Here is a 21951-nt window from a genome sequence, read left to right as displayed (position 1 = left end):
CTCCAGTAATCCATCAATTGAACAGGTCTATTTCTGTTTTCCTAGCTCAAAGTGTAGTCGTCGGGTGGGTTTTACTTTGCGGCAACGATCACAGACAGAGAACATAGCATGACAAATCTTTACGTTTTATTGTCACTTTCATTTGAAGGGTGAATGGTTTTCCTGCTCAACTATTCACCTTTAAAATCATTATCCTGAAATTCCCCTCCGCAGGTTTGGCACAACTGCCTCACGCGGGTAAACTAACGCCCTGATCGTCACCTCATGAAGAAGCGAAACCAACGTGAGCAGCATTAAATTAATTGTGGGTCTGGCCAACCCTGGCGCCGAATACGCCCAAACGCGGCACAATGCCGGAGCCTGGTATGTGGACCTGTTGGCGCGCCAGCATAATCAACAGCTAAAAGAAGAGAGTAAGTTCTACGGCTACACCGCGCGTTTGTCGCTGGCGGGCCAGGATGTTCGTCTATTAGTGCCGACGACCTTTATGAATCTCAGCGGCAAGGCCGTGCTGGCGATGGCGAATTTTTATCGCGTCGAGCCGAATGAGATTTTGGTAGCCCACGACGAGTTAGACATCCCGCCGGGCTTGGCGAAAATCAAACTGGGCGGCGGCAACGGCGGCCACAACGGCCTGAAAGATATTCAGAGCAAGCTGGGTAACAACCCTAATTTCTATCGCCTGCGCATTGGTATTGGTCATCCGGGCGATAAAAATAAGGTGGTGGGATTTGTTCTCGGCAAGCCCCCGGCCAGCGAGCAGAAGCTGATTGATGACGCCATCGACGAGTCGCTGCGCTGTACCGAGATGCTAATGAAAGAAGGTTTAGAGAAAACCATCCAGCGTCTGCACAGTTTTAAAGCCCAGCCGTAACTCAGTTAAAACTCTATTAAAAGCAAAAAGGCGCGAAATTCGCGCCTTTTCTTATTCAGATTGCCTGACTGCCTGCCTTCACAGATTGTCTTCCGCGACGTAATACTGCGGGTCATCCAGCTCGTGGCTACAGAACGGACCAGCCTTTTTTAGCAGGCTCACGCAGTCATCGCTGAGGTGGCGCAGCCGAATCGACTTGCCCGCCTCGAGATAGCGCGCGGTCAGTTTATCAATCGCCTCAACGCCGCTGGAGTCCATCACTCGCGTTGCGGCAAAGTCCAACACTACGTTTTGCGGATCGTTCATCGGCTCAAATAACTCGCCAAAGCTGGCCGAGGAGCCAAAGAACAGTGGCCCTTCAAGCTTATAAATCGCCAGATCGCCCTTGGTTTTATGTTCACGAATGCGGATACGCGCCTGCTGCCAGGCGAAGACCAGCGCGGAGATAATTACTCCACTAATCACCGCCACGGCCAGATCGGTGAAAATAGTGATTAAGGTAACAATCACCATCACCAGCGCGTCGGCCTTTGGCATGCGTCGCAGCCTGCGCAGCGAACTCCACTCAAAGGTGTTGTAACACACTACCAACATGATCCCTGCCAGCGCCGCTACCGGCAACAGACCGATGTAACCCGACAGGCTAATCACAAATAAAATCAGTAAAATAGCCCCGACCACGCCTGAAATGCGCCCGCGCCCGCCCGAGGTAAAGTTGATAATTGACTGCCCAATCATCGCGCAACCGGCGAAGCAGCCAAAAAGCCCGCAAATGGTGTTTCCCGCGCCCTGCGCGATGCTTTCGCGATTGCCATTACCCTTCTTATTGCCCATTTCGTCCAGCACGGTCATGGTCAGCAGGGATTCAATCAGGCCGACCAGCGCGATCACCACCGCGTAAGGCAGCACCACCTTCAGCATCTCAAGGTTAAACGGCGCAACCGGCAGGCTGAAGTGAGGCAAAGCGCCGGAGATATCCGCCAAATCTCCGACTCGGAGCGTATGCAGATTAAAGCCAATCGCCACCGCCGCCACCACTATCAGGGCGGCCAGCGAAGAAGGAATAACGCGGGTCAGTTTTGGGAAGAGCACTACCACCAGAATCGCCAGCAGCACTAACCCGTACATCAGCGGCCCCTGCCCGGCAATCATGTGCAGTTGCGCCAGCATGATGACGATCGCCAGCCCGTTCACAAAGCCGTGAATAGCCGGAAGAGGCACCAGACGGATAAATTTCCCCAAACGGAAAACGCCGATCAGGATCTGAATTATCCCGGCAAATATCGTCGCCCACAGCACGTAGCCCATGCCGTGCTGTGCCGCGAGGCTCATCAACACCACCACAATCGAGCCCGCCGCGCCGGAGACCATGCCCGGCTTGCCGCCAAATAGCGCCGTGACTAAGCCAATAATGAAAGCCGTGTGCAAGCCGACAATGGGTGACAGACCGGCTACCAGCGAAAAACCTACGGCTTCGGGGATCATCGAAACCGCGACAACAAATCCCGCCAGAACTTCATTCTTGACGTCAGAAATCCTGAAATCTTTCAGGTTAAACATGATGTTATTCACTTTTTATTAATAGAAACCATTTCTCGCAGACGGAGAAACGCGTGCCGCAGAAGGCTTCACACAGTGGCAAAGCGCGGCAAAATGCACGGTGAAAACCGTTTACGGAAGGGAAAAACTCAAGGTGGCGTAAGCAAGAAAGACATCTGGCGCGTTTCCGGTTGGTTAAAACATTGTGATCAGTATCTAAAATGATCGGAATACTGGCAAGATTTTTAATCTCGAGTACTAGTAAGAGCCAACGCAGAGACGGTGCGAAGGATGCCGGAGATCGGCATTCTGTGTATAATGGCGGGCATAACGGTCATTACATCGTGCAATTAAACTTAATTGCTTGATAATTAAGATATTAAGGTGATAACAACATGGGATTCAAATGCGGTATCGTGGGCCTGCCGAACGTCGGTAAATCTACATTGTTCAACGCGCTGACTAAAGCGGGCATCGAGGCGGCGAACTTCCCGTTCTGCACTATCGAGCCTAACACTGGCGTGGTGCCAATGCCTGATTCACGTCTTGACCAACTGGCCGAGATCGTAAAACCGCAGCGCATTCTGCCTACTACCATGGAATTCGTTGATATCGCCGGTCTGGTGAAAGGCGCGTCTAAAGGTGAAGGCCTGGGTAACCAGTTCCTGACCAACATCCGTGAAACCGAAGCTATCGGCCACGTTGTGCGCTGTTTCGAGAATGACAACATCATTCACGTGAACAACAAAGTTGACCCGGCGGAAGACATTGATGTCATCAACACCGAGCTGGCCCTATCCGACCTCGACACCTGTGAGCGTGCGATCCACCGCGTGCAGAAACGTGCTAAAGGCGGCGATAAAGACGCAAAAGCCGAACTGGCTGCGCTGGAAAAATGCCTGCCACAGCTTTCCGAAGCTGGCATGCTGCGTGCGCTGGATCTGACTGACGAAGATAAAGCGGCGATCCGCTACCTGAGCTTCCTGACGCTAAAACCAACCATGTATATCGCTAACGTTAACGAAGACGGTTTTGAAAATAACCCGTACCTCGACACCGTTCGCAAAATCGCCGCTGCTGAAGGCTCTGTCGTAGTGGCAGTCTGCGCCGCGGTTGAATCTGATATCGCCGAGCTGGACGACGCTGATCGTGATGAGTTCATGGCCGAGCTGGGTCTGGAAGAGCCGGGCCTGAACCGCGTGATCCGCGCCGGTTATGAGCTGCTGAACCTGCAAACTTACTTCACCGCAGGCGTGAAAGAAGTCCGCGCCTGGACCATCCCTGTCGGCGCCACTGCCCCACAAGCAGCCGGTAAAATCCACACCGACTTCGAGAAAGGCTTTATACGCGCGCAAACCATCGCTTTCGAAGACTTCATCACCTACAAAGGTGAACAAGGCGCGAAAGAAGCCGGCAAAATGCGTTCAGAAGGTAAAGAGTACATCGTGAAAGATGGCGACGTGATGAACTTCTTGTTTAACGTCTAAGCCAATATTTGGGTAGCACAGACCCGAATAGTGTTAAAGAAACCCCATGCAGATGCGTGGGGTTTTTGTTTGATGGCATCCCAGATGACCTTCCACCTCAATAAAGGATATATTGAGGCACTAACCAAAATCATCACACTACAACGGACACCACCATGGCACTGATCCCCAAAAACTACTCGCGGTTGGAAAGCGGCTATCGCGAGAAAGCCTTAAAAATCTATCCGTGGGTTTGTGGGCGCTGCTCGCGTGAGTTTGTTTATTCCAACCTGCGCGAATTAACGGTTCACCATATCGATCACGACCACACCAACAACCCGGCGGATGGCAGTAACTGGGAGTTGTTGTGCCTGTATTGCCACGACCATGAACACTCGAAATACACCGAGGCGGACCAGTACGGCACAACCGTCGTCGCGGGGGAAGACGCGCAGGACGATATTGAAGCGGCGACTTATAATCCCTTCGCAGATTTAAAGTCGATGCTAAATAAGAAGAAGTAATTATGTAGATGTCAGCTTATGGCTGCATAAGCTGACTATAAAAACGACCATGTAACCGCGTTCTCCGCCCTACCTACCCCTCAACCACCATCACTTCAACCCCGGCTTTTCGCAGTCCGCTCAAACTCTCTTCAGGAATGCCGCTATCGGTAATAACCGTATGAATACGTTGAGTATCAATAATCTTGTGCAGGCTGGAGCGGTTAAATTTGCTGGAGTCGGTGACCACAATAATGTGCTCAGCGACTTCACACATCCGGCGGTTCAGGCGCGCTTCGTCTTCATTGTGGGTACTGACTCCGCGCTCGAGGCTGATGGCGTCGACGCCGAGAAAAAGGATATCGAAGTGGTAATTTTGCAGCGACTGGTCGGCCTGTTCACCATAGAAAGAGAGAGACTGGCGGCGTAGGTGCCCGCCGGTCATCAGCACGTCCACCCCTTCGGCTTCCACCAGCGCGTTGGCCACATTCATGCCATTGGTCATGGCAATCACCTCTTTATGATTACGCATATGGCGCGCAATTTCATAGGTGGTGGTGCCTGAGTCGAGAATGACGCGGTGGCCCGGCTTGATAAGATTGGCGGCAACCCGCGCAATGCTGCGCTTTAAAGAAGTATTAAGGGAGCTTTTATCTTCTACCGTCGGTTCAATCCCCGGCGTGTTGGCGTCGCAGACCAGCGCACCGCCGTAGGCTCGCACGGCGATGCCCTGCTTTTCCAGAAAGGCTAAATCGTTGCGGATAGTGACCGTGGAAACATTAAAAAATGCTGACAAATCATTAACCTGAACACTACCCTGTTGACGAAGACGCTGAATAATCTGCTCACGCCTTTCACTGGTCCCTGTTACCCGTTTTTCCATTGCCGAATCGGTATTGCTCATCATTAATCCTTTCTCGCGGCCTTTCGTTTCATTTCGCTTTACCTATTAACGCCTTTCTTTTGCTGAAATGCAAGCCTTTGCACGACGCGAAATCGGTGGAGCAATGGATAAAAAAACCTTTCACTACGTTTCTTTTGCGAAACAGATCGCATTTCCATTATCTTTCGTTTTGTTTTTATTGTTCGTTAAAGCAATATCCAACGAAATGAACCGAAAGAAAAATAACCATTAACCCCTTATGGAGTGGAAAGTGAAACATTTAACCGAGTTTGTGGCTGACCATAAGCAGGATAAAGGATGCGGCATCTTTGCCGTCTGTTCCGCGCATCCATTAGTGCTTGAAGCGGCAATACGTCACGCCAGGGAAACACAATCGCTCTTATTAATAGAAGCCACCTCCAATCAAGTGGATCAGTTTGGCGGCTACACCGGCATGACCCCGATAGACTTTCGTCACTTCGTTGAGCAAATGGCCGATGAGCACCACTTGCCGCGCCAACAGTTGATATTAGGTGGCGACCATTTGGGGCCAAATCGCTGGCAAACGGCGCCTGCCGCAGCAGCTATGGCGCATGCTGAAGAGCTGATTCGCCATTATGTTGCCGCGGGTTTTAAAAAAATCCATCTGGATTGCAGCATGTCCTGTGCCGATGACCCGGTGCCATTAACCGATGAGATCGTGGCTGAGCGTGCCGCACGACTTGCGCGAATTGCCGAGCAGACCGGCAAGGAAACATGGGGTTCCTCTGATCTGGTGTATGTCATTGGGACAGAAGTGCCGGTTCCGGGGGGCGCGCACGAAACGCTGTCGGCACTCACCGTGACCTCACCACAAGCAGCAAAAGCCACGCTGCAAGCTCATCGCCATGCTTTTGAACAACAGGGGCTGAACGAAATTTGGCCACGGATTATTGGGCTGGTCGTGCAGCCCGGCGTGGAATTCGATCATGCTCATATTATTGATTATCAACCTGAAAAATCTCTTGCTCTGAGTCAGACTATCGAAGAATTTGACACCATGGTCTTCGAAGCGCACTCCACCGATTATCAAACACCACTCGCCCTACGGCAGCTTGTTCAACATCACTTCGCTATTTTGAAAGTCGGCCCGGCGCTCACTTTTGCATTGCGCGAAGCCCTCTTTTCGCTGGCCGCCATCGAGCATGAACTTCGCCCTTCTCACCAGTGTTCTGGGCTGAGAGATGTCTTAGAAAGCGTGATGCAACAGCACCCCCAGCACTGGGAACAGCATTACCACGGCAATAACAATGAGCGCCGTCTGGCGCGCGGGTACAGCTATTCCGACCGCGTTCGCTACTACTGGCCGGATCACGACATTGACGAGGCTTATTCCCGTTTGATGACGCATTTGGCGGATCAATCTATTCCACTGCCGCTGATTAGCCAGTACCTACCCCTTCAATACAGCAGGGTTCGTGAAGGCCGACTGGCAGCCACACCGCATGAACTAATTATTGACCACATTCAGGATGTACTGCGTCAGTACCATGCTGCCTGCATGAGCACTTCGTCATCCCAATAACACAATGATAATAAGGAAGAAAATATGCCAAACATTGTTTTAAGTCGTATTGATGAGCGTCTGATCCACGGCCAGGTGGGTGTTCAGTGGGTCGGGTTTGCCGGGGCGAATCTGGTGTTAGTAGCCAATGATGAAGTGGCCGAAGATGAAGTTCAGCAGCATTTAATGGAAATGGTGTTGGCGGAGGGTATCGCCGTGCGCTTTTGGCCGCTGCAAAAGGTTATCGACAATATCCATCGTGCCAACGACAGGCAGAAAATCTTGCTGGTCTGCAAAAATCCGGCTGATTTTCTCATCCTCGCTAACGGCAAAGTGCCAGTAACACGCATCAACGTCGGCAACATGCACTATGCCGAAGGCAAGCAGCAGATTGCCAAAACCGTCTCGGTCGACGATCAGGACATTGCCGCTTTTAATGGCCTGAAAAAAGCCGGCGTGGAATGTTTTGTTCAGGGCGTACCTACCGAGCCAGCACAGGATCTCTACAAACTCCTTTGAGGTATTTTCTATGGAAATTAGCTTATTACAGGCAACGGCGTTAGGGATCCTGGCCTTTATTGCGGGATTGGATATGTTCAATGGCCTGACGCATATGCATCGCCCGGTAGTCCTTGGCCCCCTGGTCGGCCTGATTATGGGTGACCTTCACGCGGGAATATTGACCGGCGGTACGCTGGAATTGGTATGGATGGGGCTTGCGCCGCTGGCCGGTGCCCAGCCGCCGAATGTGATTATCGGCACAATTGTCGGCACCGCATTTGCTATTACCGCCAGAGTGAAGCCTGAAGTGGCCGTCGGCGTGGCCGTTCCCTTCGCCGTGGCGGTACAAATGGGCATTACCTTCTTATTCTCCATTATGTCTGGCGTGATGGCGCGCTGCGACCGCATGGCGGCCAACGCGGACACCAAAGGCATCGAAAGAGTTAACTATCTGGCGTTACTGACACTGGGGGCTTTCTATTTTCTCTGTGCCTTCCTGCCTATCTACTTCGGCGCGGATCACGCAAAAGCGGCCATTGATGTCTTACCGGCGCGCCTGATTGACGGCCTTGGCGTGGCGGGCGGCATTATGCCAGCCATCGGCTTTGCCGTGCTGCTGAAAATCATGATGAAAAACGTCTACATCCCCTATTTCATTCTTGGATTTGTTGCTGCCGCTTGGCTAAAACTCCCGGTACTGGCGATTGCCGCCGCCGCACTCGCCATGGCAATCATCGATTTTATGCGCAAAGACTCAGCCCCACTGCAGCCTTCCAGCTCTAAACAAGAGGAATTCGAAGATGGTATCTAATACTCAGGTTTTGCCAGGGATCAGCACCAGTGAGAAAACCGTGACGTCTGGCAGTGACAATATCTATGAAGATCAAACTATTGGCACCGAGCTGACTAAAAAAGATATTAACCGCGTGGCGTGGCGCTCCATGCTGCTGCAAGCCTCCTTTAACTATGAGCGTATGCAGGCTTCAGGCTGGCTATATGGGCTGCTGCCCGCTTTGAAAAAGATCCACACCAATAAAAATGATCTGGCGCGAGCCATGAAAGGCCATATGGGGTTCTTCAACACTCACCCTTTCCTGGTGACATTTGTCATCGGCATCATTCTAGCGATGGAGCGTTCCAAGCAGGATGTGAACAGCATTCAGAGCACTAAAATTGCCGTCGGCGCGCCACTGGGCGGCATTGGCGATGCCATGTTCTGGCTCACGTTACTGCCAATTTGCGGCGGGATTGGGGCCAGCCTGGCGCTGCAAGGCTCGATTCTCGGTGCGGTGGTGTTTTTGGTGATGTTTAACGTCGTTCATCTCGGGCTGCGTTTCGGGCTGGCTCACTATGCCTATCGCATGGGGGTTGCCGCCATTCCGGTTATCAAGGCCAACACGCTAAAAGTGGGCCGCGCCGCCTCTATCGTTGGGATGACGGTGATTGGCGCGCTAGTGGCAACCTATGTTCGTTTAGCCACCACGTTGGAGATCAATGCCGGTGACGCGGTAGTTAAACTGCAAACCGACGTTATCGACAAACTAATGCCAGCGTTTCTGCCCCTGCTATATACCCTGACGATGTATTGGCTGGTACGCCGTGGCTGGAGCCCGCTGCGCCTGATCGGGCTGACCGTGGTGTTGGGCATCGTCGGCAAATTTGGTCACTTCCTGTAAGCAAGAGGACGCAACATGTTAAGTATTATTCTTACGGGTCACGGCGGGTTCGCCACCGGGCTTGAGAAAGCCATGAAGCAAATTCTTGGCGAACAGCCACAAATCATGGCAATCGATTTCCCCGAAAGCTCGTCAACCACCCTGCTGACCTCCCAGTTTGAACAGGCGCTGAGCCTGCTAGATGAGAGTGAGGGGCTGGTTTTTCTGACCGATTTACTGGGCGGGACGCCTTTTCGCGTGGCATCAACATTAGCCATGCAGAAACCCGAGCGGGAAGTGATCACCGGCGTGAATCTACAGCTTCTGCTGGAAATGGTTCTGGAGCGCGAGGGTTTGAGCAGTCAGGAATTCCGCCTTCTGGCCCTTGAATGTGGTCATCGGGGGCTAACCAGCTTAGTGGATGAGCTGGGCCGTCATCGTGAGGCCGTACCCATAGAGGAAGGGATATGAGCATGCTATTGCGCGCGCACCGAGTGCTCACTGAACAAGGCTGGCTGCAAGACCACCAGTTACGGCTCAACGGCAACAAGATTATCGCCATTGAGCCAATCCCTGCAGGTGTTCCAAAGCGCGATGCCGAGCTGCTATGTCCGGCCTACATAGATATCCATGTTCACGGGGGCGATGGCGTTGACGTCATGGATGACGCTCCCGAGGTGTTGGACAAGCTGGCGATGTTTAAAGCGCGTCAGGGCGTCGGCGGCTGGTTGCCGACTACCGTCACGGCACCGCTTGACGAGATAACGGGCGCACTGCGACGCATTGCCCTGCGCTATTATCAGGGTGGGAAAGGCGCGACGGTGCTGGGAAGTTATCTGGAAGGGCCTTACTTCACGCCGCAGAACAAGGGGGCGCATGCCCCAGAGCTATTCCGCGAACTGAGCATCGCCGAGCTAGATGGCCTGATTGATGTGTCGCAAAACACCCTGCGCGTGGTGGCTCTGGCACCTGAAAAACCCGAGGCGATCGCGGCCATTCAGCACCTTAAAAGTCAGGGGATCAGAGTGATGCTCGGCCACAGTGCGGCAAGCTATGAAGAGACAGTCCGGGCCTTTGACGCCGGAGCCGATGGTCTGGTGCACTGCTTTAACGGCATGACGGGGCTTCATCACCGTGATCCGGGTATGGTTGGCGCGGGGTTGACGGATAAGCGAGCCTGGCTGGAGTTAATTGCCGATGGTCACCATGTTCATCCCGCGGCGATGGCCCTTTGCTGTGACTGCGCGGCGCCTCGAGTGGTGCTGATCACTGACGCTATGCGCGCTGCTGGCATGCCCGACGGCGAGTATTCAATTTGCGGGCAACCCGTCACCCTACAGCAAGGCATGGTGCGCACGGCTGCGGGCGGACTTGCCGGAAGCACCCTGTCGCTGGATGCCGGGGTGCGCAATCTGGTCAATAACCTCGAGATATCTGAGGCGGATGCCATTCATATGGCGTCACTGCATCCGGCCAAAATGCTCGGCCTTGAACAGAGTTACGGTTCACTCTCAGAGGGGAAAATGGCCAACATCATCGCGCTAGACTCACAACTTAGGGTGCAAAAAATATGGGTTGATGGTCAGTCTGTCGAGATCTAATCCTTTCACTGCACAACACTTTGGTTTGTGACCCGCGTGGTCACAGACCTTTCCTTTCCTTTCGACTGTTGCAGGTCTACTTCCCTAAGAAATAGCCTTATTCATATAAAACAATCAGTTAAATAAATTCATTCCAACTTTAGATCACAGTTTTAGTTTTATTTCCTTTCTTTCGTTGATCTTTCACTTTCTTTTGTATAGATTTCATTTAACCATAAAACAAGCCAAATGAAACGAAACGAAAGATAGTCATGCATGAATTTGTATTGGCTCACTGAAAGGTACGACTAAGGACTAAGTGATGAGCGAAACCGAATTTGCCAGTATTTCAGGTACGGCAACCTGGACCGAAAAAGAGATCCGCCAGCAACCGGGATGCTGGATCCAATCCTTAAAAAACATTCAAAGCCAACGCCGCGAGATAGAGACTTTTCTCAGCCCTCTGCTGCAAAAGTCTGATCTGCATATCGTCCTGACCGGCGCGGGAACATCGGCGTTTATCGGCGATATTATTGCGCCTTGGCTTGCGCGCCAGACGGGTAAAAATTTCGTCGCCGTGCCGACCACCGATCTCGTGACTAACCCTGCTGATTATTTATCCTCCCATCGCCCGACGCTGCTGGTCTCTTTTGCCCGCTCGGGCAACAGTCCGGAGAGCGTCGCGGCAGTGGATTTAGCCAATCAGCTAGTCGGCCAGTGCCACCATTTGGTTATCACCTGCAATGAAGCGGGCAGCCTGTATCAAAATGCTGTCAGCAGTAACAACGCGCTAGCCCTGCTGATGCCTGCGCAAACGCACGATCGCGGGTTCGCCATGACCAGCAGCATCAGCACCATGATGACCAGCTGTCTGGCAGTTTTTGCACCTGAAATCATCAACAGCCAGAGTTTTCAGGACGTGGCGACGCGCTGCGAACAGATCATCGATTCTCAAGGTGACTTCAGCGAGCCGGTATTTGGCGGCTTGCCATTCAAACGCATTGTTTATCTCGGCAGTGGCGGCTTGCAGGGCGTGGCGCGGGAATCCGCCTTAAAAGTGCTGGAGCTGACGGCGGGAAAACTGGCGGCATTTTATGACTCGCCGACAGGTTTTCGCCACGGGCCAAAATCCTTGGTCAATGATGAAACCCTGGTCGTGCTGTTTGTGTCGAGCCATCCGTACACCCGCCAATACGATCTCGACTTGCTCAACGAGCTGCGCCGCGACCAGCAGGCGATGCGCGTGGTGGCAATCTCGGCCACCAGCAGCCCTGAAATCGTTGCCGGGCCACACATCTTGTTACCCGCCTCCCGAGATTTTATCGATATCGAACAGGCTTTCTGTTTCCTGATGTACACCCAAATTTTCGCCCTCGGTGAATCAATCAAAGCGGGTATTACCCCTGACACCCCTTCCGCCAGCGGCACGGTTAATCGCGTGGTGAAAGGCGTCATTATTCATCCATGGAAAAGCTGAGAGGATCACCACATGAGCATTATTTCGACCAAATATCTTTTACAGGACGCTCAGGCGCGGCGTTACGCCGTTCCCGCTTTTAATATCCATAACGCAGAAACCATTCAGGCGATCCTCGAAGTCTGCAAAGAGATGCAGTCTCCGGTGATCCTTGCCGGTACGCCGGGCACCTTCAAACATATCGCTTTTGAAGAGATCTACGCCCTATGTGAAGCCTATTCCGCCAGCTACGGCATGCCGCTGGCTCTGCATCTCGACCACCATGAGTCACTGGAAGATATTACCCGCAAGGTCAATGCCGGGGTGCGCAGCGCGATGATTGACGGCAGCCATTTCCCGTTTGCTGAGAACGCCCGTCTGGTGAGAAGCGTGGTGGATTTTTGCCATCGCAACGATTGTAGCGTTGAGGCTGAATTAGGCCGACTAGGCGGCGTTGAAGATGACATGGACGTCGACGAAGAGAGTGCTTTTCTCACTGACCCACAGGAAGCCCGCCGATTTGTCGAGTTAACCGGCATTGATAGCCTTGCCGTCGCCATTGGTACGGCACACGGCTTATACACCAAGCGGCCAAAAATAGATTTCCAGCGTTTGGGAGAAATTCGCGAAACAGTGGACATTCCGCTGGTTTTGCATGGCGCGAGCGATGTGCCTGACGACTATGTGCGTCGCGCCATTGAATTGGGCGTTTGCAAAGTGAATGTCGCCACCGAGCTGAAAATTGCCTTTGCGGCGGCGGTTAAAAAATGGTTTGGCGACAACCCCGAAGGCAACGACCCGCGCTATTACATGCGCGTCGGCATGGACGCCATGAAAGACGTGGTGCGCAGCAAAGTCACGGTCTGCGGCTCGGCGAATAAGCTCATCCCTGAAGCCGTTGCGTCACATTAAATCTCTTATATAGGTTACCCTGTCACTTATCGGGTAACCTTTTCCATCTCAGCACCCATCCCTTTTTTACTCTGAGATATCAGGACATCCTATGAAAACCCTCATAAAAAGTTCTCTATTATTATTGCTGATCAGCAATGGCGCTCTCGCCTCCGAGTACCAGTTAAACAACGATAACTTGGCTTTCTCTTTTGACGACACCCACTCCGCCGTGGTGTTAAAAGATAAGCTTTCGGGCCACCAGCTAGCGCCTATTGAATTGTTTTTCCTGACATTACCTGATGAAAAGGTGATTCACGCTGCCGATTTTAAAATTAAGAGCGTGCAGAAAAAAGATGACGCGATCCTCATTGATTATGAGCACCAAGACTTCAGCGTCAGCGTCGCGTTGCATAGCCTGAAAGGCAAATACGCCAGCATCGACTACAGTATTCAGGCCAAAGGCCAGCCGCAGAAAGTAGCAAAAATCACCTTCTTCCCAACCAAAGGTCAGGCTCAAGCCCCCTACGTTGATGGCGCCATAAACAGCTCGCCGATCATCGCCGACAGCTTTTTTATTCTGCCGGAAAAACCTATCGTTAATACCTATGCCTATGAAACCACAACCAATTTAAACGTTGAGCTGAAAACGCCGATTGGCACGGATACCCCCGTCACCTTCACCACCTACTTTGGGACTTTTGAAGAAAGCAATCAGCTGCGCCGCAGCTTTAACCAGTTCATCAACGCCGTGCGGGCGCGCCCTTATCAACCCTATCTGCACTATAACAGCTGGATGGATATCGGCTTCTTCACCACCTATACCGAACAAGAGGTGCTGAATCGCATGGACACCTACGCCGACGAGCTGATTAAAAAGCGCGGCGTGAAGCTGGATGGTTTTTTACTGGATGACGGCTGGGACGATCGCACTGGGAAATGGCTGTTTGGCCCGGCATTCAGCAAAGGGTTTGGCGCGGTGAAGGAGAAAGCCGATAGCCTGCATACTTCGGTCGGGCTGTGGCTCTCACCCTGGGGGGGCTATAACAAGCCGCGCGACATCCGCGTTTCGCACGCCAAAGAAAATGGTTTCGAAACCGTCGATGGCAAGTTCGCTCTTTCTGGCCCTAATTACTTCCGCAATTTTAATGAACAAATCATCAAACTTATTAAAAATGAGCACATTACCTCTTTCAAACTAGACGGCATGGGCAACGCCAACTCGTATATACCAGGCAGTCAGTTCGCCTCTGACTTTGATGCCTCAATCGAGTTGATTAAAAATATGCGTCTGGCCAATCCTGATCTGTTTATCAACCTGACTACCGGTACCGACGCCAGCCCGTCATGGCTGTTCTACGCCGACTCTATCTGGCGTCAGGGGGATGACATCAATGTGTTTGGCAAAGGCTCGCCGGTTCAACAGTGGATGACTTATCGCGATGCCGAAACCTATCGCTCCATCGTGCGCAAAGGCCCGCTCTTCCCAATAAATTCATTGATGTATCACGGTATTGTCAGCGCGGAGCACGCCTATTTTGGACTGGAGAAAGTGCAGACCGACGGTGACTTTGCCGATCAGGTGTGGAGCTATTTTGCGACAGGGACCCAGCTGCAAGAGCTGTACATCACGCCGTCAATGTTAAACAGCAATAAGTGGGACACGCTGGCAGCGGCGGCAAAATGGTCACGCAACAACAGTGACGTGCTGGTCGATACCCACTGGATTGGCGGCGATCCGACTGCATTGGAGGTCTACGGCTGGGCATCCTGGAGCAAAGAGAAAGCCATTCTAGGGCTGCGCAACCCGTCGGACCAAGCACAGAGTTACTATCTGGACCTCAGCAAAAGCTTTGAAATTCCGCAGGGTGAAACGCGCCAATTTACCCTTAAAAATATCTATGGTACTCATTCCACCCTGCCCGCCGATTACCGCCAGCCTGTTATCGTGACGTTAAAACCGTTACAAACTCTGGTCATCGAAGCCATCCCCGTCACCCAGTAAAAATTACCCGCCACATTCCGGCCTGATACCCCAACAATCAGGCCGGACTCCCTATCCTTAACATCCTCTGCCGACAGCTCTCCCAAAAACAGGTTATAACTATTATTGGCTTACGTGAGTTTTAACGGCCGTTATTTTCACTTCCGATTATTTATTCTAAGAACTTTATTATGAGCAAAAAAAACAATTAACTGATTGATTAATCTTTGCATACGAAAACTCTTAAGTAAAAATATGACATGAAAATCCTACGGACTTGAAAGAATACTCCTGCATCACGAGAAAACTCTTAAAGAAAAATCTTAGAAATACCCACTAAATGTAAAATAATAAAAATAAATATCTCTCGCGCGGATCAATTTACCACCCTCAGCCCGACACTAGAAAAAACAAACAAAATCAATATAAAACAGTTGGATATAAGAGAAACATTTTCTTATATTTACTTAGTCATTTAATTGGGAAAGTTCACAAATATATTAGCCAGCAAGTCAAAGCATTGATTAATTCAAAGTATTCAATATTATCAACCAATAGATTCGCGGTTTTTAACTCATAGATATGAGTGAATCTTGACGTAATATCGTTTGTGGCCTTGCAGGAAGCAAAGCTCTTCGTTTCTGCTTGTCGCAAAAAATCCCCCCCGAATCACAAGCAGGGAAAATAACTATGTCTAATAGCTTTCAAAATGAAATACCTAAAGCTCGCGTTAATATAAAGCTTGATCTCCATACCGGCGGCGCACAGAAGAAAGTCGAACTGCCATTAAAGCTGGTGGTGATGGGTGACTACAGTAATGGGAAGGAAACTCGCCCGTTATCCGAGCGCGAAAAAATCAATATCAACAAAAACAATTTCAATAGCGTACTGGCCGAGTATGGCCCTTCGCTCAACCTGACCGTGGAAAACACGCTGGCAGGCGATCGCAGCGAAGAGAGCGTTAAGCTCTCGTTTGGCGATATGAAAGACTTCGAGCCTGAACAAGTTGCCCGTCAAATCCCCCAACTTCGCGCCATGCTGGCAATGCGTAATTTATTGCGCGACCTCAAATCTAATCTGCTAGACAACGCCACTTTCCGCAAAGAGCTCGAAACCATCCTTAAGGATGAAACCTTGAGCAATGACTTGCGCAACGAGCTGGCCGCGCTGGCCCCTAAAGACGCTTAACCCTTCCTGAATCGGACCAACCTGAGATTATGCTTATGTCTGCAAATACAGAAAATACTCATGAAAGCCGCACAACCGTGCTGGCACATTCCGACGCAGGAAGTGTTTACGCGTCCCTGTTTGACAAAATCAACCTGACGCCAGTCTCCTCGTTGGGCGACGTCAACCTCTTCCAGGACAATCAGGCGATGTCTGATGTCACCACCGACGAGCGCGTGACCGCCGCTGTGCAAGTGTTCCTGCAACGTCTAAAGGCATCCGGGCAGAAAGTTGAGCGTCTGGATAAAACACTGCTCGACGGCCATATCGCCATGCTCGACGAGCAGATCAGCCGTCAGTTGGACGTGGTCATGCACCATCCTGACTTCCAGCGCGTAGAGTCCGGCTGGCGTGGCCTGAAGTTCCTGATTGATCGCACCGACTTCCGCCAAAATGTCAAAATCGAACTGCTTGATGTCTCCAAAGAAGACCTGCGCCAAGACTTCGAAGACTGCCCGGAAATCATTCAAAGCGGCCTGTATCACCACACCTATATTCAAGAATACGACACACCGGGCGGCGAGCCGATTGGCTCTATCATCTCTAACTATGAGTTTGACGCCAGTGCGCAAGACGTGGCCCTGCTGCGTAACATTTCTAAAGTATCAGCCTCGGCGCATATGCCATTTGTAGGCTCCGTCGGCCCGAAATTCTTCCTGAAAGACTCTATGGAAGAGGTCGCGGCAATCAAAGACATTGGTAACTACTTCGACCGCGCCGAGTACATCAAGTGGAAATCCTTCCGCGACTCCGATGACTCCCGCTACATCGGCCTGACCATGCCGCGCGTACTGGGTCGTCTGCCTTATGGCCCAGACACCGTGCCGGTTCGCAGCTTCAACTATGTGGAAGAAGTCAAAGGCCCGGACCACGAGAAATACCTGTGGACCAACGCCTCTTTTGCTTTTGCCGCCAATATGGTGAAAAGCTTTATTAAGAACGGCTGGTGCGTGCAGATCCGTGGCCCGCAGGCCGGTGGTGCAGTAACCGACTTGCCAATCCACTTGTACGACTTGGGTACCGGCAATCAGGTGAAAATCCCGTCAGAGGTGATGATCCCTGAAACCCGCGAGTTTGAGTTCGCCAATCTGGGGTTCATTCCGCTCTCTTACTACAAAAATCGCGACTACTCCTGCTTCTTCTCGGCTAACTCCACGCAGAAGCCGGCTCTGTATGACACCGCTGACGCCACGGCCAACAGCCGTATCAACGCCCGCCTGCCTTACATCTTCCTGCTGTCGCGCATCGCGCATTACTTGAAGTTGATCCAGCGCGAGAATATCGGCACCACCAAAGACCGCCGCTTGTTAGAGCTGGAATTGAATACCTGGGTGCGTTCGCTGGTAACTGAAATGACCGATCCGGGCGACGACCTGCAGGCCTCTCACCCCCTGCGCGACGCAAAAGTGACCGTCGAAGATATCGAGGACAACCCTGGCTTCTTCCGCGTGAAACTCTACGCCGTTCCACACTTCCAGGTGGAAGGCATGGACGTCAACTTGTCGTTGGTTTCTCAGATGCCTAAAGCGAAAACTTGAAGCCCGGAGGCAGGATGAAGATTGAACGTCCGCTATGGACACGCGGAATTCTGGTTTCTCCACAGCAATTTCAACAACAGGCCTCTCTGGAGGCCTGGACTAACGAATGCATTGCGCAAATGGGCGTTTTGCATCCGTGGGGAGTGCTGCATGCCAGTTTCGAGCAGGACGCGCTGGCCCAAGGCCGCCTAAAAGCTGAACACTTACACGTCCGCTTTCAGGATGGCACTTTGGTGGATACCGGCTGTGCTGATTTGCTGCCACCCACCTTAACGCTTGCCGCCAACCTGCCAGCGCAGGCCAATGAAGCGACCGTCATGCTGGCGATACCTCAAACCTATGCCAATGGGGGTAACTGTCTGCAACCTGACGAGCTGGCGGAACGCCCGGTACGTTATCGTCAGGCTTGGCGGGATGTGCAAAATCATTATGGCGACGATAAAAAGCAGATCGCCGTCATGACGCATGAACTCTCCCTGCGTCTAAGCACGCAGGAGAACGGGGATTATCAGACCTGCCCGGTTGCCCTTCTGCGCCGTGACCAGCAAGGTCGCTGGACTCAGGACAAGAGCTTTATTCCGCCGTTGCTCAGCCTGCAAGCGAGCCACTGGTGTAGTGAGCAATTGGAAATATTGATGGTTCAACTGCGGGCGCGCCTGCAACGGCTGATGGGCATGCGTCGTGAAAGCAATGCCCGCATGGCTGACTTCGCGGTGGCCGACGTTTCCCTGTTCTGGCTGCTTAACGCCCTCAACAGCGCAGAACCCGTGCTGGGGAATTTCCAGCGCTACCCGCAAGTTCACCCGGAGCGTTTATATCAGGAGCTGGCAAGGCTGGCTGGCAGCTTGCTGACATTCTCTTTAGAGGACGACTGCACGGCTATTCCCGTTTACCAGCACGACCGCCTAACCGCCGTTTTCCCGCCGCTTTTCGCATTACTGAATATCTTGCTCGAGGCAAGCCTGCCTTCGCGCCTTGTAGCTGTTGAACTGGTTCACGATGCGCGGATTAACCAGTGGCGTGCTGATTTACATGATCCACGGCTGCGCGAAGAGGTGGATTTCTATCTCTCCGTTCGCTCCACGCTCTCATCGGCTCAGTTGCAAACTCAGTTCCCTCAGCTGTGTAAGGTTGGCGCGCCAGATGATGTCGGCAACGTGGTCAACGTGGCACTGAGCGGTATTCCGCTGCGCGCGCTGACTCACGTGCCTGCTGCCATTCCACTGCGCCTCGAAAACCAATATTTCTCCCTTGATCTCAACCATCCGGCGGCGAAACAGATGATGGAAGCCGGGGCCTGCGTGTTCTATGTGCCGGGCACTTTAGGTGAGATCCAGCTTGAACTCTTTGCGGTGTTACGCGCATGAATCAATCAATAACAGTATCTACACAACCCATAGATATCGATGCGCTGCTCGCTAACACCTGGCTGCAAATCATCAGCCTGCGTCAAGGAATGACCTGCAGCGAAGGTGAAGGTCGCGCTTTTTGGCAGCGCTGCGTAGATGATATCGAGCATGTTCAGCAGGCGCTGAAGGCCGCCCATATCAGTGAGCCAAGCTGCCAGCACATCATGTATGCCCAATGCGCGCTGCTGGATGAGACAGTAAAAGGCCGCAGCACCCATGATGATATCTATTTCGTATGGTGTGATTCTCCGCTTCAGGCACATTTTTTCAAAACTTTGGATGCAGGAAGCCAGCTTTACGAGCGCGTCAGGCAGGTGTTGCGAGAACCGGCGCCGGATTCAGCCGTTTTAATCTGTTTTCATCGCGTGCTGATGCTAGGTTTTCAAGGGGGTCTAGGCCCACAGGCGGGTGTCGAGCGCCAGCAATTGGTCGACCAACTCTCTGCTCGAGTTCCCGCCTTTAACTCTGCACCAACCAATCCCGTGCTGGCGATCGCCCCGTCGCGTCACCGCATTGGGTTATGGCTACGTTATTGGCCGTTACGCCTTGGCTTAGCTGCGCTATTAGTGGCGCTACTGTGGTTAGGTCTTGATCACTGGCTGTCAGGGCTACTGTCGACCTTGTTACCGGGGTCATTGCGATGAGTAAGTTCTGGCAACGAGGATTGTGGTTATGGGCGGGGATCTTAGCCGGAATAATATGTCTGGTCTTTCTGCCTTTTTCACCGACCGTTCGCTGGGTTAGTTTTGCGCTGGTCATGGTGATATGCCTGACTGGCCTCTGGCTGGCCGGACGTAAATCCCTGCTCGAATTGGAAGTGATAAACCTCGACAGCCTGCCGCCGGAAAGCTATCGCTTGCCGGTGGTACTGGTTTGCGGCGATGCGCTGCCTGCGCTGTTTGGTGCCGACACTATTCATCAATCGGCGCAGGGCTGCTGGCTTCGCGTCAATGAGATCACAGCGCTTCGGCAATTCGCGCAGAAATTGTTGGAACAGCGTCCTGAGTGGGCCAGACAACTGAGCGTCATGTTCGCCGTCAATCCACAGCAGCAGGGGGATGAACAAACACTTTCCACCCATTTATTCGAGCTTCGCTGGCAGCTGGTGCAACTTCGTCGAGACAGTCGTTGCGCTGCGCCGCTGGTGGCTTATAGCACGGTGGCAAGCAGTCTGGTTGAAACGCCAGTTTGGCTGTCACAACAGCAGTCGCCGCCCTCGACAGTCTGGCCAAGCGTCACGATGCCGGAAACCCTAAGTGATTGGCAATTTACTCAAGATAATGAGGAACGAGCCGTTCGTCTCAAACAAGCCGTGATTTTCTTTAAGCACGATGAATGGCTAAAAGAAAAAGTCTTACCTGCTTTTGTACAACGCAATGATGACGTCAACTGCGTACAACCCCAGCAGGTGATTCTGCATCAAGTCGCCAGTTTGCCAGACCTCGAGCCAGCTTCTCTGTGGTTGCGCTGGCTATCCTCACTGACAGCGCTGAACACAGTATCTGGCTGGCAGCCCGCACCCGAGTCTGAACCAAGCCGCCTGCCTTTCCCAGATTTTCTCTTTTCCACCCTTCCTCTGGGCTATGGAAAATCAGCCTGTCAACGCGCGCTGCGCCAAGGTTTCACCCTACTCGTCTTGGCTGCGGTCGTGGCGCTGTGCTGTAGCGCATGGCACAACCGGCAACTGCTGCATCGCGTGGCTTTTGATATCCGTCATTATGAAAGCATTGATATGCACAACTACGCCCCGAAAGCCAAAGCCGTGGCCGTCCTGCGCGACGATACCGCCCAGCTTGATGACTGGTTCCGTAACGGCGAGCCGCTTCGCCTTGGGTTAGGGCTGTATCAAGGGGAGCGTCTGCGCTTACCTCTGCTAACCGCCATCAAAAACTATCTGCCTCCGCCGCCACCGCCAAAGGTCGTGGAAACTGCCCCGAAAACCGTGCGACTCGACGCTCTGTCGCTGTTTGATACCGGTAAATATCAGCTCAAAGCCAACAGCACGAAAATGCTGGTTAATGCGCTGATTGGCATCAAAGCCAAGCCCGGCTGGCTCATCGTGGTGGCAGGACATACCGACATCACCGGCGACGCACGCGCCAACCAGATCCTATCACTCAAACGCGCGGAGGCCTTACGCGACTGGATGCTCTCAACCAGCGATGTCTCGCCAACCTGCTTTGCCGTTCAGGGCTACGGTGCGACACGCCCGATTGCAACAAACGACACAGCAGAAGGCCGAGCAGCCAATCGTCGTGTCGAAATTAGTCTGGTGCCGCAGGCGAATGCATGTCAGGCAACAGCATCTCAATCCACTTCAGGATCTGAAGTGGCTACAACACCAAGCAAGGAGAACTAACCATGGCAATTCCCGTTTACTTATGGCTGAAAGACGACGGCGGCGCGGACATTAAAGGTGCCGTTGATGTGAAAGATCGCGAAGGCAGCATCGAAGTCGTGGCTCAGGAGCATAACGTCTACATCCCGACAGACAACAACACCGGCAAACTGACGGGGACCCGCATTCACACCCCGTTCCTGTTCACCAAGGAAATCGACTCCTCCAGCCCGTATCTCTACAAAGCGGTGACCACCGGCCAGACGCTGAAATCTGCCGAGTTCAAATGGTATCGCATCAACGATGCAGGTCAGGAAGTGGAGTATTTCAACACCAAGCTTGAGAACGTCAAGCTGGTCAAAGTTGCGCCGAAAATGCACGACATCAAAGACGCCTCTTTCGAGAAACACAACCACCTCGAAGAGATTGAGCTGCGTTACGAAAAAATCACCTGGACTTACAAAGACGGCAACATCATTCATTCCGATTCATGGAATGAGCGTACCACCGCCTAGTTACCCGTCATTCTTCGCGCCGCTGGTGCGTTGGCTGCCTTCCCTCGCC

Annotated in this window: 20 protein-coding genes; 18 read left to right on the top strand and 2 right to left on the bottom strand. The window is 52.5% G+C overall.

What is annotated here, in order from left to right:
- The first annotated feature begins 283 nt into the window (after positions 1–283).
- Positions 284–874 (top strand): aminoacyl-tRNA hydrolase, encoded by a 591-nt coding sequence (gene pth, locus SBO83_RS04165; protein ID WP_353502261.1) that lies wholly within the window; start codon positions 284–286, stop codon positions 872–874.
- Between the two features lie 78 nt (positions 875–952).
- Here pth and SBO83_RS04160 read toward each other — a convergent pair whose 3' ends face one another.
- Positions 953–2434, bottom strand: a complete 1482-nt coding sequence (locus SBO83_RS04160) for a SulP family inorganic anion transporter (protein WP_353502262.1) — start codon at positions 2432–2434, stop codon at positions 953–955.
- A gap of 374 nt (positions 2435–2808) precedes the next feature.
- Here SBO83_RS04160 and ychF point away from each other — a divergent pair, with 374 nt between their 5' ends.
- Entirely contained in the window at positions 2809–3900 is a 1092-nt protein-coding gene (gene ychF / locus SBO83_RS04155) for a redox-regulated ATPase YchF (protein ID WP_353502263.1), read from the top strand.
- 155 nt (positions 3901–4055) lie between these two features.
- Positions 4056–4403 carry an HNH nuclease YajD gene (yajD, locus tag SBO83_RS04150; RefSeq protein ID WP_396130548.1) on the top strand — a complete coding sequence of 116 codons (348 nt, stop codon included), beginning with the start codon at positions 4056–4058 and terminating at the stop codon, positions 4401–4403.
- A 73-nt stretch (positions 4404–4476) separates the two neighbouring features.
- Here yajD and SBO83_RS04145 read toward each other — a convergent pair whose 3' ends face one another.
- Positions 4477–5286, bottom strand: coding sequence for a DeoR family transcriptional regulator (locus SBO83_RS04145; RefSeq protein WP_353503979.1), 810 nt, complete (start codon positions 5284–5286; stop codon positions 4477–4479).
- A gap of 250 nt (positions 5287–5536) precedes the next feature.
- On the opposite strand from SBO83_RS04145, the gene kbaZ reads away from it, so the two are divergent.
- From kbaZ to SBO83_RS04070, 15 genes are all read left to right on the top strand, one after another.
- Positions 5537–6829, top strand: a complete 1293-nt coding sequence (gene kbaZ / locus SBO83_RS04140) for a tagatose-bisphosphate aldolase subunit KbaZ (RefSeq protein ID WP_396130547.1) — start codon at positions 5537–5539, stop codon at positions 6827–6829.
- Between the two features lie 24 nt (positions 6830–6853).
- Complete coding sequence (agaV, locus tag SBO83_RS04135; RefSeq protein ID WP_396130546.1) at positions 6854–7327, top strand: PTS N-acetylgalactosamine transporter subunit IIB; 474 nt, start codon at positions 6854–6856, stop codon at positions 7325–7327.
- Between the two features lie 10 nt (positions 7328–7337).
- Positions 7338–8120 (top strand): PTS N-acetylgalactosamine transporter subunit IIC, encoded by a 783-nt coding sequence (gene agaW / locus SBO83_RS04130; RefSeq protein WP_396130545.1) that lies wholly within the window; start codon positions 7338–7340, stop codon positions 8118–8120.
- A complete protein-coding gene (gene agaE, locus SBO83_RS04125) occupies positions 8110–8985 on the top strand; it encodes a PTS N-acetylgalactosamine transporter subunit IID (protein WP_353502269.1) in 876 nt (291 codons plus the stop codon). Before agaW ends, agaE begins: the two co-directional genes overlap by 11 nt.
- 15 nt (positions 8986–9000) lie before the next feature.
- A complete protein-coding gene (gene agaF / locus SBO83_RS04120) occupies positions 9001–9435 on the top strand; it encodes a PTS galactosamine/N-acetylgalactosamine transporter subunit IIA (protein ID WP_396130544.1) in 435 nt (144 codons plus the stop codon).
- On the top strand, positions 9432–10565 hold the full coding sequence (gene nagA / locus SBO83_RS04115; protein WP_396130543.1) for an N-acetylglucosamine-6-phosphate deacetylase: 1134 nt from the start codon (positions 9432–9434) through the stop codon (positions 10563–10565). The genes agaF and nagA overlap by 4 nt, the downstream gene beginning before the upstream one ends.
- A 301-nt stretch (positions 10566–10866) precedes the next feature.
- Positions 10867–12021 carry an SIS domain-containing protein gene (locus SBO83_RS04110; protein WP_396130542.1) on the top strand — a complete coding sequence of 385 codons (1155 nt, stop codon included), beginning with the start codon at positions 10867–10869 and terminating at the stop codon, positions 12019–12021.
- A 12-nt stretch (positions 12022–12033) separates the two neighbouring features.
- Complete coding sequence (gene kbaY, locus SBO83_RS04105) at positions 12034–12912, top strand: tagatose-bisphosphate aldolase subunit KbaY (RefSeq protein ID WP_396130541.1); 879 nt, start codon at positions 12034–12036, stop codon at positions 12910–12912.
- A 91-nt stretch (positions 12913–13003) separates the two neighbouring features.
- On the top strand, positions 13004–14896 hold the full coding sequence (locus tag SBO83_RS04100) for an enterotoxin (RefSeq protein WP_396130540.1): 1893 nt from the start codon (positions 13004–13006) through the stop codon (positions 14894–14896).
- Between the two features lie 669 nt (positions 14897–15565).
- Positions 15566–16063: a type VI secretion system contractile sheath small subunit gene (gene tssB, locus SBO83_RS04095; RefSeq protein WP_396130539.1), complete on the top strand. Its 498-nt coding sequence runs from the start codon at positions 15566–15568 to the stop codon at positions 16061–16063.
- A 29-nt stretch (positions 16064–16092) separates the two neighbouring features.
- Entirely contained in the window at positions 16093–17640 is a 1548-nt protein-coding gene (tssC, locus tag SBO83_RS04090; RefSeq protein ID WP_396130538.1) for a type VI secretion system contractile sheath large subunit, read from the top strand.
- A 14-nt stretch (positions 17641–17654) separates the two neighbouring features.
- A complete protein-coding gene (gene tssK, locus SBO83_RS04085; protein WP_396130537.1) occupies positions 17655–19007 on the top strand; it encodes a type VI secretion system baseplate subunit TssK in 1353 nt (450 codons plus the stop codon).
- A complete protein-coding gene (gene tssL / locus SBO83_RS04080; protein WP_396130536.1) occupies positions 19004–19693 on the top strand; it encodes a type VI secretion system protein TssL, short form in 690 nt (229 codons plus the stop codon). The genes tssK and tssL overlap by 4 nt, the downstream gene beginning before the upstream one ends.
- Complete coding sequence (locus tag SBO83_RS04075; protein ID WP_396130535.1) at positions 19690–21408, top strand: OmpA family protein; 1719 nt, start codon at positions 19690–19692, stop codon at positions 21406–21408. Before tssL ends, SBO83_RS04075 begins: the two co-directional genes overlap by 4 nt.
- Positions 21409–21410: 2 nt before the next feature.
- Positions 21411–21902 carry an Hcp family type VI secretion system effector gene (locus SBO83_RS04070; RefSeq protein WP_034790858.1) on the top strand — a complete coding sequence of 164 codons (492 nt, stop codon included), beginning with the start codon at positions 21411–21413 and terminating at the stop codon, positions 21900–21902.
- Positions 21903–21951: the final 49 nt, after the last annotated feature.

The sequence above is a fragment of the Ewingella allii genome (assembly GCF_044430645.1).
Taxonomy (GTDB): Bacteria; Pseudomonadota; Gammaproteobacteria; order Enterobacterales; family Enterobacteriaceae; genus Ewingella; species Ewingella allii.
This window is presented reverse-complemented; position numbering and strand designations above follow the sequence as displayed.

What these genes read in the sequence shown, in the direction of transcription:
- agaW (WP_396130545.1), top strand. Translation starts at nt 7,338, where the DNA reads ATGGAAATTAGCTTATTACAGGCAACGGCGTTAGGGATCCTGGCCTTT.
- agaV (WP_396130546.1), top strand. Translation starts at nt 6,854, where the DNA reads ATGCCAAACATTGTTTTAAGTCGTATTGATGAGCGTCTGATCCACGGC.
- tssB (WP_396130539.1), top strand. Translation starts at nt 15,566, where the DNA reads ATGTCTAATAGCTTTCAAAATGAAATACCTAAAGCTCGCGTTAATATA.
- nagA (WP_396130543.1), top strand. Translation starts at nt 9,432, where the DNA reads ATGAGCATGCTATTGCGCGCGCACCGAGTGCTCACTGAACAAGGCTGG.
- SBO83_RS04070 (WP_034790858.1), top strand. Translation starts at nt 21,411, where the DNA reads ATGGCAATTCCCGTTTACTTATGGCTGAAAGACGACGGCGGCGCGGAC.
- SBO83_RS04100 (WP_396130540.1), top strand. Translation starts at nt 13,004, where the DNA reads ATGAAAACCCTCATAAAAAGTTCTCTATTATTATTGCTGATCAGCAAT.
- agaE (WP_353502269.1), top strand. Translation starts at nt 8,110, where the DNA reads ATGGTATCTAATACTCAGGTTTTGCCAGGGATCAGCACCAGTGAGAAA.
- SBO83_RS04145 (WP_353503979.1), bottom strand. Translation starts at nt 5,286, where the DNA reads ATGAGCAATACCGATTCGGCAATGGAAAAACGGGTAACAGGGACCAGT.
- ychF (WP_353502263.1), top strand. Translation starts at nt 2,809, where the DNA reads ATGGGATTCAAATGCGGTATCGTGGGCCTGCCGAACGTCGGTAAATCT.
- yajD (WP_396130548.1), top strand. Translation starts at nt 4,056, where the DNA reads ATGGCACTGATCCCCAAAAACTACTCGCGGTTGGAAAGCGGCTATCGC.
- kbaY (WP_396130541.1), top strand. Translation starts at nt 12,034, where the DNA reads ATGAGCATTATTTCGACCAAATATCTTTTACAGGACGCTCAGGCGCGG.
- tssL (WP_396130536.1), top strand. Translation starts at nt 19,004, where the DNA reads ATGAATCAATCAATAACAGTATCTACACAACCCATAGATATCGATGCG.
- SBO83_RS04075 (WP_396130535.1), top strand. Translation starts at nt 19,690, where the DNA reads ATGAGTAAGTTCTGGCAACGAGGATTGTGGTTATGGGCGGGGATCTTA.
- SBO83_RS04160 (WP_353502262.1), bottom strand. Translation starts at nt 2,434, where the DNA reads ATGTTTAACCTGAAAGATTTCAGGATTTCTGACGTCAAGAATGAAGTT.
- tssK (WP_396130537.1), top strand. Translation starts at nt 17,655, where the DNA reads ATGAAGATTGAACGTCCGCTATGGACACGCGGAATTCTGGTTTCTCCA.
- agaF (WP_396130544.1), top strand. Translation starts at nt 9,001, where the DNA reads ATGTTAAGTATTATTCTTACGGGTCACGGCGGGTTCGCCACCGGGCTT.
- tssC (WP_396130538.1), top strand. Translation starts at nt 16,093, where the DNA reads ATGCTTATGTCTGCAAATACAGAAAATACTCATGAAAGCCGCACAACC.
- SBO83_RS04110 (WP_396130542.1), top strand. Translation starts at nt 10,867, where the DNA reads ATGAGCGAAACCGAATTTGCCAGTATTTCAGGTACGGCAACCTGGACC.